The organism is Massilia pseudoviolaceinigra (assembly GCF_030846505.1).
GTDB lineage: Bacteria > Pseudomonadota > Gammaproteobacteria > Burkholderiales > Burkholderiaceae_D > Telluria_A > Telluria_A violaceinigra.
The window spans coordinates 22,691-38,483 of sequence record NZ_JAVCWL010000015.1 but is presented as its reverse complement, the minus strand read 5'-3'; the positions used below and the strand labels follow the sequence as shown (position 1 = coordinate 38,483).

Below are 15,793 nucleotides of genomic sequence, written 5' to 3'. Positions count from 1 at the left end.
TGTTGTGCGCGCTCCTGGCCGTCTTTACGTGCAGTGCCGCCGCCGCGCCTGCTCCCCGCCAAACCGAGCGCAGCAAGCAGAAAGTGCTGGCGGAGAAAACGCGCGCCGGCATCCAGCAAAAGCTGGCCGAACTCAAGCGCGAAGTGAGCAAGACCGAAAGCGAACGCGAGGACGCGGCCGATACCCTGGCCGAGTCCGAGGAAGCCATTTCCAACGCCAACCGCCTGCTGCGCGACCTCGCCAGCGAACAGAGCGAGACCAATGCCACCGTGGCCGAACTGGCCGCCTCGCAAGAACGGCTGGCAGCCACCATCGCCAGCCAGAAACAGCAATTGTCGCGTCTCTTGCGCGAGCAATACGTTGCCGGCAACGAAGACCGCATCAAGCTGCTGCTCTCGGGCGACAATCCGAACCGCATCAACCGCGACCTGCAACTGATGGCCTACGTCTCGAAGGCCCAGGCCAAGCTGCTCGGTTCCTTGCACGGCAACCTGGCCGCCGTCGCCAGCAACCGCGACAAGGCCGAAAACGCGCGCGAGGAACTCAACGAAATCGCCCAGGAAGAGCGCGAGCAGAAAGCCGTGCTGGAAAAGGAAAAGGCGCGCCGCGCCGCCTTGCTCGGTTCCCTGTCGAACCGCCTGGCCGAGCAGCGCAAGGAAATCGGCGGCCTGGAGCGCGACGAACAGCGCATGGCCGGGCTGGTCGACAAGCTCTCTAAACTGATCAAGGAACAGGCCGAAGCGGCCGCCGCCGAGCAGCGCCGCCAGGAAGCGCTGGCCGCCGCGCGCGCCAAGGCCGCCGAGCAGGCCCGCCTGCTGGCGGAGGCCAAAAAGGCCGAACGCAAGGCTGAACGGGAACGCCAGCGCGAACGCGAGCGCGAGCGCCTGGCGCGCGAAGCGGCCAAAAAGCCGCCCAAGGTCGATCCGCGCACCGGCGCCAAGATTCCGCCTGTCCCGGTTCCGGTGCCGATGGACCCGATCGACGACGACGAGCCGCCCGTGGTCGCGCAGACGCCCGAGCCGAAGCCGGAACCGGTCGCGCCGCGCAAGCCCGATATTGCGCTGGCCCCGGCCATGCCGGAAGGCGCTTTTGTCAGCCTGCGCGGCAAGCTGCGCGCGCCGGTGTCGGGCAAGCTGGCGGCCCGCTTCGGCGCCAAGCGCGGCAGTGGGCCGAGCTGGAAAGGCATGTTCATCAAGGCCGACGAAGGCAGCGAAGTGCGCGCCGTGGCGGGCGGGCGGGTGGTGTTCGCGCGCTGGATGCGCGGCTTCGGCAACCTGATCCTGGTCGACCATGGCAGCGAATACCTTTCGATCTATGGCAACAACCAGGCCCTGCTCAAACGCGAGGGCGACGCCGTCAAGGGAGGCGACCCCATCGCCAGCGCGGGAAACACCGGCGGCAACGAAGAATCGGGGCTATACTTTGAAATCAGGCACAAGGGCGCGGCGGTCGATCCGGCGGGCTGGGTGAACTTTTAGGTCAACAAGGTCATGCGGGCCGAACGGCCCGCAGACGCTTCGCTGTTGCTTCCGGTGGTATTGAGAATGGGTTTAAGAATGAAAGTCAAAAGTATCGGCCTGATCGGCTTTGGCATGGTCGCCGGCGTCGCCGCCTCGTTCCAGTTTTCGGCCATGGCGCAAAAACCCGGCAGCGCACCCTTGCCGCTCGACGAGCTGCGCCAGCTCACCGATGTGTTCGGCCTCATCAAGACCGATTACGTCGAGCCGGTCGAAGACCGCAAGCTGCTCTCGGAAGCGATCACCGGCATGGTGGCCTCGCTCGACCCGCATTCGGTCTACCTCGACAAGAAAGCCCTGCGCGAAATGCAGGAAAGCATGCAGGGCCGCTTCGTCGGCCTGGGCATCGAAGTGGCCATGGAAGAAGGCTACGTCAAGATCGTCACCCCGATCGAGGATTCGCCGGCATTTCGGGCCGGCATCAAGGCGGGCGACCTGATCACCCGCATCGACAGCACCCCGATCAAGGGCTTGTCGCTGGACGAAGCGATCAAGAAAATGCGCGGCGAGCCGAAAAGCAAGGTGGTGCTGACCATCGCGCGCAAGGGCGACGACATGCCGTGGATCGTGCCGCTGGTGCGCGAGGAAATCCGGGTCCAGAGCGTCAAGGGCAAGATCGTCGAGCCGGGCTACGGCTGGCTGCGCATCAGCCAGTTCCAGGAACAGACCGTGGACGACATGGTCAAGAAGGTCAACGCGCTGTACGCCCAGGACCCCAAGCTCAAGGGCCTGGTGCTGGACTTGCGCAACGACCCGGGCGGCTTGCTGCCGGGCGCGATCGGCGTGTCGGCCGCGTTCCTGCCGCATGACAAGGCGATCGTCTCGACCGCCGGCCAGCGCCGCGACTCGAACGAAGTGTTCTACGGCCGGCGCGAATTCTACGCCGCCCGCAACGGCGCCGATCCGCTGGCCAGGCTGCCGGCCGCGCTCAAGAGCGTGCCGGTGATCGTGCTGGTCAACACCGGCTCGGCCTCGGCCTCCGAAATCGTGGCCGGCGCCCTGCAGGATTACAAGCGCGCCATCATCATGGGCACCCAGACCTTCGGCAAGGGCTCGGTGCAAACCCTGCGTCCGCTCACCAGGGATACCGCCGTCAAGCTCACCACCGCGCGCTACTTCACGCCGCTGGGCCGCTCGATCCAGGCCAAGGGCATCGTGCCCGACATGATGGTCGACGAAACCGCCGAGGGCGATGGCTTGAACAGCCTGCGCGTGCGCGAAGCCGACCTGGAAAAGCACCTTTCCGACGGCAGCGGCAAGGACAGCATCGATCCGGGCAAGGCGCGGCGCGACGAAATGGAAGAAGACCAGCGTGCGCAGGCCCAGGCGCGCACCCGCAAGCCGCTCGAATTCGGCAGCAAGGACGACTTCCAGCTGGCCCAGGCCCTGAACCATTTCAAGGGCTTGCCGGTCAAACTGTCGAAGGTCGAACCGGTGCTCGACAAGGAAACCGAGAAGTCCAAGGACAAGGCCGCGGTCAAGCCGGCGCCGGACGTGAAACCGCCCGAACTGAACAAAGGCGTCAAGAAATAATGCGGCACAGCAGGATCAGCATCAGCACCAGCACCCGATGAACGACGACCAGCTGCTGCGCTATTCGCGCCACATCCTGCTCGACGAGATCGGCATCGAAGGCCAGCAGCGGGCACTGGCGGCGAGCGCGCTCGTCATCGGCGCCGGCGGGCTCGGTTCGCCGGCGGCGCTGTACCTGGCCTCGGCCGGGATCGGGCGCATCGTGCTGGTTGATGACGATGTGGTCGACCTGACCAACCTGCAGCGCCAGATTCTGCATACCAGCGAGCGCATCGGCCAGCCCAAGGCCGAGTCCGGACGTACTTCGCTACTGGCGATCAATCCCGGGATCGAGGTGGTGGCGCTGCGCGAGCGGGCCGACGATGCCCGTCTGGCCGAGCTGGTGGGGCAGGCGACGGTGGTGCTCGATTGCAGCGACAACTTTGCCACGCGTCACGCCGTCAACCGTGCCTGCGTGGCCCAGCGCGTGCCGCTGGTGTCGGGCGCGGTGATCCGTTTCGACGGGCAGATCAGCGTGTTCGACCCGCGCCGCGAGGATTCGCCTTGTTACAGCTGCCTGTTTCCGCAAGACCAGCGCTTCGAGGATGTCGCCTGCAGCAGCATGGGCGTGTTCGCGCCGCTGGTGGGCGTGATCGGCGCGATGCAGGCAGCCGAAGCGCTCAAGCTGGTGATGCAGGTCGGGCAATCGCTGGCTGGGCGTTTGCTGCTGCTCGACGGGCGCGGCATGGAGTGGACCAGTATCGGCGTGGCGCGCAATGCGGGGTGCCCGGTGTGTGGGGGCGAGGTTGCCCAAGAGGCGTCCCCTTTCACCGCTATCTGATAATCCGTCGTTCCCCGCCGAGTGCCGCCTTGGCGCGGGGAAGACGGCTATAAAAGAAGCGCTTAGTCAGGCTGCGCCGCCTCATCGGGCCGGCTTTTTACCCTACCCGCACCGCCCAAAATAACCATTTATTAATTTGTCTTTATGACATTGCTCTAGACCGTACGCACCCGTGCTATTCTTGCGTCCCAGCATAATAACTAACGTTCCGTCCAGGGAGATGCATCACATGAAACGTCCGCTCGTCCTCGCTGTCGCCGCCGCCCTGAGCTGGTCGGCGCACGCCGCCACCCAGACCCTCCGCTACGAGATGCACGCCGAAAACGGCAAGCGCATCGGGGAACAGGTCGTCGAGCGTGACGACGATGGCCTCACCCGCGTGCGCTTCATCTACAAGGATAACGGCCGCGGCCCCGAGCTGACCGAACAGTTCCGCCTGGGCGCCGACGGCACCATGACCGACTACACGGTCAAGGGCAACTCGACCTACGGCGCGGTGGTGGATGACCGCTTCGAGCGCAAGGGCGACAAGGCCAGCTGGAAATCGACCTCGGAAAAAGGCGAAAAATCGATCACCGGCCCGGCCATGTACGTGCCCCTGAACGGCTCGGCCGAAATGGCCTCGATCGCCATCGCCGCCCTGGCCGCCAGCCCGACCGGCAGCCTGCCGCTGCTGCCTTCCGGCACCCTGACCCAGCGCAAGCTCGACGAAGTCGAGGTCACCAGCAATGGCAAGACGCGCAAGGTGCAACTGTTCGCCCAGACCGGCCTGGGCATGTCGCCCCAGTTTTACTGGGCCACCACCGACGCCAAGCCGCGCCTGTTCGCGGTCGTCATTCCCGGTTTCATGACCGCCGCCGAAGAAGGCTGGAACGGTGTCTCCAAGGTCCTGGCCGAGCGCCAGAAAGTGGCCGAGAGCAAAATGCTGACCGATCTCGCCAGCCAGTTGCAGCACAAGCTGACCGGTTTGACGGTGGTCAAGAACGCGCGCATTTTCGACAGCGAAAAAGCCACCGTGGGCGCGCCGTCCGACGTCTACGTGCTGCGCGGTCGCATCAGCGCGATCCTGCCGGCCGGTTCGCCCGTGCGCGGCGCCGTCAACGAAATCGACGCGGCCGGGCGCATCATGCTGCCCGGCCTGTTCGACATGCATGGCCACGTGGGCCGCTGGGACGGCGGCCTGAACCTGGCCGCGGGCGTGACCACGGTGCGCGACATGGGCAACGATAACGGGCAATTGCAGCAAATCCTCGACGAAGTGGCCGAGGGCCGCCTGCTCTCGCCGCAAGTGGTGCCGACCGGCTTCCTGGAAGGCGAAAGCCCGTTCTCGTCGAACGGCGGCTTCGTCGTCAAGGACTTGCCGGCAGCCAAAAACGCGATCGACTGGTATGCCGAGCATGGCTATCCGCAGCTGAAAATCTACAACTCCTTCCCCAAGGCGATCCTCAAGGACACCGTGGCGTACGCCCACCTGCGCGGCCTGCGCGTGTCGGGCCACGTGCCGGTCGGCCTGCGCGCGCACGAAGCGCTCGACGCCGGCTACGATGAAATCCAGCATATCAATCAGGTCATGCTCAACTTCCTGGCCACACCGGAAACCGAAACGCGCACCCTGGAACGCTTCATCTTGCCGTCGGAAAAAGTGGTGGACCTCGATTTCGATTCGCCCAGGGTCAGGCAATTCATCGCGCGCCTGAAAGCCAAGCAGACCGTGATCGATCCGACCCTGGCCACCTTCGCCTTCCTCAAGCAGCGCGACGGCGACCTGAACGAGCCGTTCGTGGCCGTGGCCGACCACATGCCGCCGGATGTAAAGCGCGGCTTTTATGTCGGCACCATGAAGATCGCCGACGAAGCTGCCCAGAAGCGCTACGAAAAATCCTACGCCAAGATGGTCGACTTCGTCGGCCGCCTGTACAAGGCGGGCGTGCCGATCGTGGCCGGCACCGATGAAATGGCCGGCTTCACCTTGCAGGCCGAACTCGAACTGCTGGTCAAGGCCGGCCTCACGCCGGCCCAGGCGATCCAGGTCGCCACCCTGAACGGCGCGCGCTACACCCGCACCAGCGCCGAGCGCGGTTCGGTCACCCAGGGCAAGCTGGCCGACCTGGTGCTGGTCGATGGCGACCCGACCAAACAGATCGGCGATATCCGCAAGGTGGCGCTGGTCATCACGCGCGGCTACGTGGTCTATCCGCATGAAATCGACAAGGCACTCGGCATCGTGCCTTTCGTCAAGGATGCGCCGATGGTCAAGGCCCTGGCCCCGGTATCGAGCAACCTGGCCGAGGGCGGCAACGATGGCGCCCTGCATCGCCTGAGCGGCAGCAGTGCCAGGCATCATCACTAATCGGCACCAGGCTTGCGCCAACCGGCACTGTCGATTCGTCCATCAGTGGAAGGCGGCGCCACACTGACTTACAATCAGGTGGCGCGCCTCCACCGTCGTTACCGCCACTGGCGGGAAGCGCGGCGGCATCGCCGGGGTAACTTGAATAACGCCCCGGCAACTTAGATTCCCGCCTGCGCAAGATGACAGGAAGATGACGCAAAATAGCCCGCAGTTGGATAGCGACGGCGGGCGTTATTGGCCTTATACTCCGACTCATCGTAGAACTTACATCACTGACTGACTATGAAACTCGCTGCACACCGTTCCATCCGCCAGCGCTTCGCGCGCGGCTTTACCCTTGTTGAAATCATGGTGGTGGTGGTCATCATCGGCATTCTCGGCGCGCTGGTCGTGCCCAAGCTGATGAACCGTACCGTCCAGGCGCGCATCACCGCCGCCAAGGTCGATATCGCCAACCTGATGCAAGCGCTCAAGCTGTACAAGCTGGACAACCAGCGCTACCCGACCACGGAACAAAGCCTGCAGGCGCTGGTCGTCAAGCCGACCAACGGCCCGACCGCCAACGGCTGGAAGACCGGCGGCTACATCGAGAAACTGCCGAAGGATCCATGGGGCAACCCGTACCAGTTCCTGTCCCCTGGCGTGCAGGGTGAAATCGACGTGTTCTCGCTCGGCGCCGACGGCCTGCCCGGCGGCACCGGCGACGACAGCGATATCGGTTCCTGGGAAAACTAGGCCCGGACCGAGGCGTCTTGAAGGTCATGAACGCAGTGCGCGCCAGCCGGGGCTTCACCCTGATCGAGGTGATGGTCGTGATGGTCATCATGGGCATCGTGCTGGGCCTGGTTTCGATCAATGCGATTCCGAGCCCGCGCCAGAATCTCGAAGACGAGGCGCGCCGCCTGGCCCTGCTGCTGCAGCTGGCGCGCGACGAAGCCATCGTGCGCAACCGGCTGGTGGCCTTCGAGGCCGATACCGAACGTTATCGCTTCCTGGTGCGCAATGAAGCGGTCTGGGAACCGGTCACGCGCGACGACCTGCTGCGCGAGCGTCCCTTCAAGGGCGCCCCGGTGCAGTTGCTGCTCGACCCGCCGGTATCGGTGGGCGGCGGTCCGGTGCGCATTACCTTCGGGCGCGAGCCGGTCGACAAACCGTTCGTGCTGACCCTGGCGATCGGCGACGACCGGGTCGCCATCCGGGCCGACGGCATCGGCCACTTCGTCGTCGAGTAACCCTGTAAGGTATTTGTTGAACCAGACCATGCGCCATCCCCACGCCAACCAGTCCGGCTTTACCCTGCTCGAAGTGCTGGTGGCGCTCGTCATCATCGGCACCGCGCTGGGCGCCTCGCTGCGCGCCGTGGGCAGCCTGACCTCCAACAGCGCCGGCCTGCGCGCCGCCATGATGGCGACCTGGTCGGCCGAAAACCGGCTGGTGCAGATCCGCCTGGCCAAGGAATATCCGGCGATCGGCAAGAACAGTTACGAATGCCCCCAGGGCGACCTGAAGCTGCTGTGCCAGGAAGAAGTGCTGGCCAGCCCGAATCCGCGCCTGCGCCGGGTCGAGGTCAGCGTGTTCGACAGCGCCAATCCGGAGCGCCGCATCATCAAGCTGGTCCAACTGGTGCTCAACGAATGAGGCACACCGGGCAGCGGCAACATGAGCAACGGCGGCAACAGCGTGGTTTCACCCTGATTGAACTGCTGGTGGCGATCAGCATCCTGGCCATCGTGGCGGTGCTCGGCTGGCGCGGCCTGGACAGCATCGTGCGCGCGCGCGAAACGCTCACCGCGCGCCTCGAATCGGCGCGCGGCATGCAGCTCGCCTTTGCCCAGATGCAGAGCGACTGCGAGCACCTGGCCAATCCGGCCCTGATGCTGGGCCGGCCGTACCTGCTCTCCGGGCCCGACAAATTGACCCTGGTGCGCAATGTGTACGCCGAAAACGAACCGGCGCGCCTGCAGGTGGTCGCCTACCGCATCGTCGACCGCATGCTTACCCGGCGCGAATCGAACGGCACGCGCGACCTGGTCCAGCTCGACGTGATGTGGCAGGCCGCCATCAGCAACGCTGACACCACGCCGGCCGTCACCCTGCAGTCGGGCGTGAGCGCGATGCAGATCATGAGCTGGGAAAACAATGGCTGGCGCCAGAACTCCCAGCCGGTGGCGCAGGCCGTGTCTAGCGCGCCGCCGCCGCCGGCCCCGGTGCCGGCTCCGCTCAACGCCCCCAGCCTGACGCCGACCGGGCTGCAGGTGCAGCTGCAGGTCGATAACGTGGCCGCGGTGATGAGCAAATCGTTCTTGCTGGGGGGCATGTGATGCGCAAGCCTTTTCCGCGCCGCCAGCAGGGCGTGGCCATCATCACGGCCCTGCTGCTGACGATGCTGTCGGTGACCATCGTCGCCAGCCTGTTCTGGCAGCAGCAGGTCCAGGTGCGCTCGATGGAAAACCAGCGCCTGCACCTGCAGACCAAGTGGATCCTGCGCGGCGCGCTCGACTGGGCGCGCCTGGTGCTGCGCCAGGACGGCATCGACAACCGCAACCTGACCACCCTGAACGCGGTGTGGAACACGCCGCTGGCCGAAACGCGCCTGGACCAGTACATCGAGCGCGAGCGGGTCGAAGGCGAAGTGTTCGACGCCACCCTGTCGGGCCAGATTTCGGACGCCACCGCGCGCTACAACCTGATGAACCTGTCCAACGGACGCGTCATCGACAAGGTCCAGGTGCAGGTGTACCAGCGCCTGCTGCAAAACCTGCAGCTCGATCCGGCCCTGGCCCAGCGCACCGCGCTGGCGGTGGCCTCGGGCGCCGCGCCGGCCGTGCCGGCGGTGCAGGATCCCAACCAGCCGCCACCGCCGCCGCCCGACCCGGACGCGGTGCCGGTTCCGGTCTCGGCCGGCACCGCGCCGGTCGGCCTGACCCAGCTCGACGACCTGCTCTCGATTCCCGGCTACACGCTGCAAACCGTGAACCGCCTGCGCGAATTTGCCATCGTGCTGCCCGAACAGACCAAGGTCAACGCCAATACCGCCCCGGCCGAAGTGCTGGCCGCCATCGTGGAAGGGTATTCGGTGTCGGAAGGGGCGGCCCTGGTGACGCGCCGCAAGCAGGCCTACTTTATCGACGATGCCCGTTTCAAGGAGCAGTTGTACGGCAAGGATCCGGTCAAGAACACGTATAGTTTCAAAAGCGAATATTTCCTGGTGAAGAGCCGGATACGCCTGGACCGGGCCGCGCTCGACGCGGAAGCGCTGGTCCAGCGCAGGCTGGACGATCGTGTGCAGACCACGACCGTCTGGGTACGGCAAAATTAAGAACGAAAGCGAGACGGTTTGACTACTTTATATATCCGGCATCCGGCCAGGGCGGACAGCGAAGGGGCCCTGGCCCGCTTCGCGCTGGTCGCCGACGGTGGCGCGCTGATCCAGCAGGGCGATGGCGTGCTCAAGGGCATGGGCGAGCTGATCGCTTCCAGCCGGCGCGTGGTGCTGCTGCTGGCCGCGGCCGACGTGACCTTGTTGCACGTCAAGGTGCCGCCGCTGTCGGCGGCCCGCCTGCGCGCCGCGCTCCCCAACCTGGTCGAAGAACAGGTGCTGGGCGACCCCGAGGAATGCGTGCTGGTGGCCGCCCCGGCCGCGGGCGCGGATGGCTTGCGCGCCATCGCCGTGGCCCAGCGCGCCTGGCTCGAAGCGCTGGTGCGCTCGGTGCTGGCCCAGGGTGCGCGCGCGGTGGCCGCCTTTCCCGCCCAGCTATGCCTGCCGCTGGCGCCGGGCAATGCCTCGGCCGCCATCGATAGCGGCGGCATCACCATCCGCCACGGCCAGTATCACGGCCTGGGGCTGGCGATCGCCGGCGAACCGGCCATGGCCCTGCAAACGGTGCGCGCGCTGGCCGGCGACACCCCGCTGACCCTGTACGTGCCGCAGGAGCAACTGGGCGAGTACCAGGCCCTGTGCGCCGAAGCCGGTCCCGCCGTCACGCTCGAAGCCGAACACTGGGCGCACTGGATTGCCGGCTCGAAAAGCACCAGCCTGGACCTGGTTCCTGGCCTGGGCGCGGCCGGCGCCAAGGCGCGCGACTGGCAGCGCTGGAAGTGGCCGGTGCGCCTGGCCCTGCTGGCCGTGGTGGTCAACCTGGCCGGCCTCAATTACGAATGGCTGCGCCTCAAGCGCGAAGCCGACAACACGCGCCAGGCCATGGTGCAGATCTTCCGCGCCGCCTATCCGAAGGAGACGGTCATCAGTAACAACCTCGAACGCCAGATGAGCCAGAAAATCGCCCAGGCCAGGGGCGCCTCGGGCCAGGTCGGGCCCGACGAATTCACCTTCCAGGCCGCCGCCCTGGGCGAAGCGGTGCGCACCCTGGGCAAGCCGCCCGAGCTGGCCGCGCTCACCTTCCGCGAGCGCACCACCACCATCAAGCTCAAGCCCGAAGGCGCCGATCCGGCCCTGGCCTCGTCGCTCAAGCCGGGCTTGGCGAAGCACAAGCTCGACGTCAGTGAAATAGCCGCCAACACCTTGTTGCTGCGTACCGCGGGAGCCAAGCCATGAGCGCGTTGACCGCCGTGAGCCGGCTCAAGGACCAGATGGCGCTGTACTGGATGGCGCGCACCGAGCAGGAACGCAAGTTCCTCGGCATCGGCGGCGCCCTGGCGGCGCTGCTGCTGGTGTACGCGCTGTTCCTGGCGCCCGCGCTGGAAGGCAGCGCCCGGCTGCGCGCCGAATTGCCGCAGCTCAAGCAGCAGAAGGCCCAGCTCGAAGCGCTGGCCAAGACCGCCGCCGAGCTGTCCGGCCAGACGCCGCCGCAAGTAACGCCCATGTCGCGCGAGACGCTCTCGGCCAGCCTGACGGCGCGCGGGATCAAGCCCGAGTCGCTCAGCATGACCGGCGAGTACGCCAAGCTGCAGGTATCCGGCGTCGCTTTTTCCAATCTGTTCGCCTGGCTTGAAGCGCAGCGCCTGGAAAACCGCATCAGCGTGCTGGAAGCGGCCATCACGGCCTCGACCCCGGCCGGCCAGGTCGACGCCACGCTCACCTTGCGCCAGAACACGGATGCGAGTTCGCGATGATGCGCGCCGTGCTATGGTTGGGCGCGATCGTGCTGGCCGTGGCCCTCACCGTGCTGGCGTTCGCGCCGGCCTCGTGGCTGGGCGACGTGGTCGAACGCCAGACCGGCGGACGTTTGACTCTGGGGGATGCGCAGGGTACGCTTTGGCGCGGCTCAGCCTTTATTGGCGGGGCGGCCGGGCCGGGCGGGGCGGTCACGCCGCTGCTGCCGGGGCGCTTCGCCTGGACCTTGTCGCCGCTGGTGCTGTTCGGCCAGGTCGACATGACGCTGGCCAATCCGCTGGCGCTGACCCAGCCGGTGACATTGACCGGCAGCTGGTCGCAGTGGCAGGTCAGTCCGTCGGCGCTGCTGCTGCCGGCGGGCGGCCTGGCTGGTCTGGGCGCGCCGCTCAATACGCTGGCGCTCTCGGGCGACATGCGCCTGTCCTGGACCACCCTGGGCCTGGCGCGCGCGCCGGACGGACGCGGGGTGGCGGTGGACGGGGTGACGACCCTGGAATTGAATGACATGGGCTCGCGCATGGCGCCGATCAAGGTGCTGGGCAGCTACAAGATGACCATGGATTGGCAGGGGCAGCAGGCAAACGTGAATTTGAAGACGGAACGCGGTGCCTTGTTGTTGGCGGGAAAGGGCAGCCTGAACCAGGGCCGCTTCCAGTTTTCCGGCACGGCACAGGCCGCCGATGGATATGAAGAAACGCTGGGCAATCTCCTGAATTTACTGGGCCAGCGCCGAATGGTTGACGGCAAGAAAACTATCGCCTTAGAGTTTAAATGATGAAAAAACAGTCACTGAGCACTTCCACTTCCCCGGCGTTGCGCCGCATTGCCGCCGGCGTCCTGCTGTGCTGCGCGGTCGCGGGGGCGCCAAGCCCCGCGCTGGCCGCCGCGGACGTTCCGGCCGCCCTCAATTTCGTCGGCGCCGACATCGAATCGGTCATCAAGGCGGTGGGCCACTACACCGGCATGACCTTCATTATCGATCCGCGCGTCAAGGGCACCCTGACCGTGACGTCGGAAAAGCCGGTCACCAAGGCCCAGGCCTTTGGCCTGCTGACCTCGGCGCTGCGCCTGCAGGGCTACGCGGTGGTCACCGGCGACGGTTTCGCCAAGGTGGTGCCGGAAGCGGAAGCGAAGCTGCAATCGTCGCCGACCCAGGTCGGGGTGGGCGGGTCGGGCGTCAAGGGCGACCAGATCGCCACCCAGATTTTCCATCTGAGCCACGAATCGGCGGCCAACCTGACCGCGGTGCTGCGCCCGCTCATTTCGCCGAACAATTCGATCATGGCCAATCCGGGCAATAACAGCCTGGTCATCACCGATTACGCCGACAACCTGCGCCGCCTGGCCAAGATCGTCGCCGCGCTCGACGCCCCGGTGGCGGCCGACCTCGACGTCATTCCGGTGCGCCACGCGATCGCGTCCGACCTGGCGACCATGGTCAACAAGCTGATGGAACCGAGCGCCGGCGGCGATTCGGGCCGCATTTCGGTGGTGGCCGATCCGCGCACCAACGCAGTGGTGCTGCGCGCGCCGTCGCCCGCGCGCGCCAACCTGGCCAAGTCGCTGATCGCCAAGCTGGACCAGCCGACTTCGCAGGCCGGCAACGTCCATGTGGTCTACCTGAAAAACGCCGACGCCACCAAGCTGGCGCAGACCTTGCGCGCGGTGGTCTCGTCCGACTCTTCGTCCCTGGCCCAGCAGCAGCAGGGCACCTCCGGCGGCAGCGTGGCCAGCGGCGGCGGCGCCACGGGCAACAACCAGAGCGGCGGCAACAACAACCAGAACAGCGGCGCCGGCAACAGCATGGCCCAGCAGAGCCAGACCAGCGGCGGCAGCGGCGGCGGCGGGGCCGGTTTCATCCAGGCTGACGCTTCCACCAACACCCTGATCATTACCGCGCCGGACGCGGTGTACCGCAACCTGCGCGCCGTCATCGACCAGCTCGACGTGCGCCGGGCCCAGGTCTACATCGAATCCCTGATCGTCGAAGTCAGTGCCGAAAACGCGGCCGAATTCGGCGTGCAGTGGCTCGGCCTGTCGGGTACCAAGAACAGCGAGTACCGGGTCGGAGCACTCCAGCACTCGGTCGACGAGGCGGGCGCCAACAACCTGGTCAAGCTGGCCACGGGCGCCGGTGCGGCGGTACCCGGCAGCGGGCTGACGATCGGCCTGTTCAAGCAGGTCGCCGGTAAGCTCGGCCTGGGCGCGGTCGCGCACGCGATGCAAAACACGGGCAACGCCAACATCCTGTCGACCCCGAACATGCTCACGCTCGACAATGAACTGTCGACCATCAAGGTCGGCCAGAACGTGCCGATCATCACGGGCAGCTTTACCACCAACACTGGCGGCGCGGCCGGCGGCAACCCGTTCCAGACCATCGAACGCAAGGATGTCGGCCTCACGCTCAAGGTGCGTCCGCAGATTTCCGAAGGCGGCACCATCAAGATGGCGATCTACCACGAGACCTCGAACGTGGCAAGCAACTCGGCTGCGGGCGTTATCACCGACGTGCGCATCATCGAAAACAATGTCATCGCTGACGATGGCCAGATCATCGTGCTTGGCGGCCTGATCAAGGACGATACGAGCGAGGGCGAAGATCGCGTGCGTGGCCTGGCCGACATTCCGGTGCTCGGCAACCTGTTCAAGTACCGCAGCCGCAAGCGCAACAAGACCAACCTGATGGTGTTCCTGCGCCCGGTGATCGTGCGCAGCAAGGAAGACAGCAATGCCATCGCCACCGATCGCTACGACTTCATGCGCTCGGCCGGCCAGGCCACGGGCGGACCGAAGGACAATATCGTGATGCCCGACTACGGCACCCCGGTGCTGCCGTCGCTGAACAATGGCCAGCCGCCGCCGGGCGGCGCCATGGCGCCAGTGCCGCCGCGTCCGGTTCCAGCGCCCGCCACGCCCGCCCCGGCTCCGGGCAGCACGACCGAGCGTCCCTTGAGCGCCCCGGCCACGATCAACCCGGCCGACGTGAATATGTACCGCTCGGCCAAGCCGGTCCCGGCGACCAAGTGATGACTGACCGATGAGCAATCTTTTACCTTACGCTTTTGCGCGCGACTTCGGCGTGCTGGCGCGCTCGCCCGACAACGGCGAGCATCCGATCGAAGTGTGGGTCTCGGGCGCCACCGCGCCGGCGGCGATTGCCGAAGTGTCGCGCCGCTTCGGGCGCATCGCGCTGCGCTCGATGGACCGCGCCGACCTGGAAGCGGCCATTGCCAGCGCCTACGCCGGCGCCGGCGGCGACGCCTCGCAGGTGGCCGACGAATTCGATGCCGACCTCGATCTGACCAAGCTGCTGCAGGACGTGCCGGCCATCGAAGACTTGCTCGAATCGTCAGACGACGCGCCGGTGATCCGCATGATCAACGCGCTGCTCACCCAGTCGCTGCGCGAAGGCGCTTCCGACATCCACATCGAGCCGTTCGAGCAGACCTCCGTGGTGCGCTTTCGCATCGACGGCTCCTTGCGCGACGTGGTCCGTCCGCGCAAGGCCATCCACGCTTCGCTGATCTCGCGTATCAAGATCATGGCGCAGCTCGACATCGCCGAAAAACGCTTGCCGCAGGATGGCCGCATCACCCTGCGCGTGGGCGGTAAACCCGTCGACGTGCGCGTCTCGACCCTGCCGACCGGCCATGGCGAGCGCGCCGTATTGCGTTTGCTCGACAAGGAAGCCGGCCGCCTCGACCTGTCGCACCTGGGCATGAACGCCGCCCTGCTGCCGCAGTTCGACGAACTGATCAACCAGCCGCACGGCATCGTGCTGGTCACCGGACCCACCGGTTCCGGCAAGACCACCACGCTGTACGCGGCGTTGACGCGCCTGAACGCGTCGACCACCAACATCCTGACCGTGGAAGACCCGATCGAGTACGACCTGATCGGCGTGGGCCAGACCCAGGTCAACGCCCGCATCGACATGAGCTTTTCCAAGGCCCTGCGCGCGATCCTGCGCCAGGATCCGGACGTGATCATGATCGGCGAGATCCGCGACCTGGAAACGGCGCAGATCGCGGTCCAGGCCTCGCTCACGGGCCACCTGGTGCTGGCCACCCTGCACACCAACGATGCGGCGGCCGCGGTCACGCGTCTGCTCGACATGGGGATCGAACCGTTCCTGCTGTCGTCGTCGCTGCTGGGCGTGATGGCGCAGCGCCTGGTGCGAAAACTGTGCGAGCACTGCAAGGTGCGCGACGAGGTCGAAACGCCGCAGGGCCGCACGGTGCAGTGGAAGGCGGTCGGCTGCGAGAAGTGCGGCCAGACCGGCTACCACGGCCGGGTCGGCGTGTACGAGCTCTTGGAGACGAACGACAAGATCAGCGCCCAGATCCACAACCGCGCTTCCGAAGCCGAGATCCGCACCGCGGCCCAGGCCAGCGGCATGAAGACCATGCGCGAAGATGGCCAGCGCTGGCTCGACAACGGTACCACCACGCAGGCTGAATTGCTGCGCGTGACCAAGGACTAGGCCGACCACG

14 protein-coding genes are annotated in these 15,793 nt (G+C 66.3%); all 14 read left to right on the top strand.

Features of this window, described 5'->3' with window-relative positions:
* Window positions 1–2: 2 nt before the first annotated feature.
* The 14 genes from RBA40_RS16060 to gspE all read left to right on the top strand — a co-directional run bounded on the left by RBA40_RS16060 (window position 3) and on the right by gspE (window position 15,783).
* A complete protein-coding gene (locus RBA40_RS16060) occupies window positions 3–1,478 on the top strand; it encodes a murein hydrolase activator EnvC family protein (protein ID WP_374710504.1) in 1,476 nt (491 codons plus the stop codon).
* A gap of 78 nt (window positions 1,479–1,556) precedes the next feature.
* The gene (locus RBA40_RS16055; protein WP_306648815.1) at window positions 1,557–3,050 is read left to right on the top strand and encodes a S41 family peptidase; all 1,494 of its coding nucleotides are present in this window, start codon (window positions 1,557–1,559) and stop codon (window positions 3,048–3,050) included.
* Between the two features lie 37 nt (window positions 3,051–3,087).
* Complete coding sequence (locus tag RBA40_RS16050) at window positions 3,088–3,870, top strand: HesA/MoeB/ThiF family protein (RefSeq protein ID WP_306648814.1); 783 nt, start codon at window positions 3,088–3,090, stop codon at window positions 3,868–3,870.
* A gap of 229 nt (window positions 3,871–4,099) precedes the next feature.
* Window positions 4,100–6,220 carry an amidohydrolase family protein gene (locus RBA40_RS16045; RefSeq protein WP_306648813.1) on the top strand — a complete coding sequence of 707 codons (2,121 nt, stop codon included), beginning with the start codon at window positions 4,100–4,102 and terminating at the stop codon, window positions 6,218–6,220.
* Window positions 6,221–6,505: 285 nt separating this feature from the next.
* Window positions 6,506–6,958 (top strand): type II secretion system major pseudopilin GspG, encoded by a 453-nt coding sequence (gene gspG, locus RBA40_RS16040; RefSeq protein ID WP_099873674.1) that lies wholly within the window; start codon window positions 6,506–6,508, stop codon window positions 6,956–6,958.
* Between the two features lie 26 nt (window positions 6,959–6,984).
* Entirely contained in the window at window positions 6,985–7,455 is a 471-nt protein-coding gene (locus RBA40_RS16035; protein WP_306648812.1) for a GspH/FimT family pseudopilin, read from the top strand.
* A gap of 28 nt (window positions 7,456–7,483) precedes the next feature.
* Complete coding sequence (gspI, locus tag RBA40_RS16030; protein WP_306648811.1) at window positions 7,484–7,861, top strand: type II secretion system minor pseudopilin GspI; 378 nt, start codon at window positions 7,484–7,486, stop codon at window positions 7,859–7,861.
* The gene (locus RBA40_RS16025) at window positions 7,858–8,544 is read left to right on the top strand and encodes a PulJ/GspJ family protein (RefSeq protein WP_306648810.1); all 687 of its coding nucleotides are present in this window, start codon (window positions 7,858–7,860) and stop codon (window positions 8,542–8,544) included. Before gspI ends, RBA40_RS16025 begins: the two co-directional genes overlap by 4 nt.
* Window positions 8,544–9,542 (top strand): type II secretion system minor pseudopilin GspK, encoded by a 999-nt coding sequence (gene gspK, locus RBA40_RS16020; RefSeq protein ID WP_306648809.1) that lies wholly within the window; start codon window positions 8,544–8,546, stop codon window positions 9,540–9,542. The genes RBA40_RS16025 and gspK overlap by 1 nt, the downstream gene beginning before the upstream one ends.
* An 18-nt stretch (window positions 9,543–9,560) precedes the next feature.
* Complete coding sequence (gene gspL / locus RBA40_RS16015) at window positions 9,561–10,778, top strand: type II secretion system protein GspL (protein ID WP_306648808.1); 1,218 nt, start codon at window positions 9,561–9,563, stop codon at window positions 10,776–10,778.
* On the top strand, window positions 10,775–11,296 hold the full coding sequence (locus RBA40_RS16010; protein WP_306648807.1) for a type II secretion system protein M: 522 nt from the start codon (window positions 10,775–10,777) through the stop codon (window positions 11,294–11,296). The genes gspL and RBA40_RS16010 overlap by 4 nt, the downstream gene beginning before the upstream one ends.
* Entirely contained in the window at window positions 11,293–12,072 is a 780-nt protein-coding gene (gene gspN, locus RBA40_RS16005; RefSeq protein ID WP_306648806.1) for a type II secretion system protein N, read from the top strand. The genes RBA40_RS16010 and gspN overlap by 4 nt, the downstream gene beginning before the upstream one ends.
* Entirely contained in the window at window positions 12,072–14,327 is a 2,256-nt protein-coding gene (gene gspD / locus RBA40_RS16000; protein WP_306648927.1) for a type II secretion system secretin GspD, read from the top strand. The genes gspN and gspD overlap by 1 nt, the downstream gene beginning before the upstream one ends.
* A 10-nt stretch (window positions 14,328–14,337) precedes the next feature.
* Window positions 14,338–15,783 carry a type II secretion system ATPase GspE gene (gene gspE / locus RBA40_RS15995; RefSeq protein ID WP_306648805.1) on the top strand — a complete coding sequence of 482 codons (1,446 nt, stop codon included), beginning with the start codon at window positions 14,338–14,340 and terminating at the stop codon, window positions 15,781–15,783.
* Window positions 15,784–15,793: the final 10 nt, after the last annotated feature.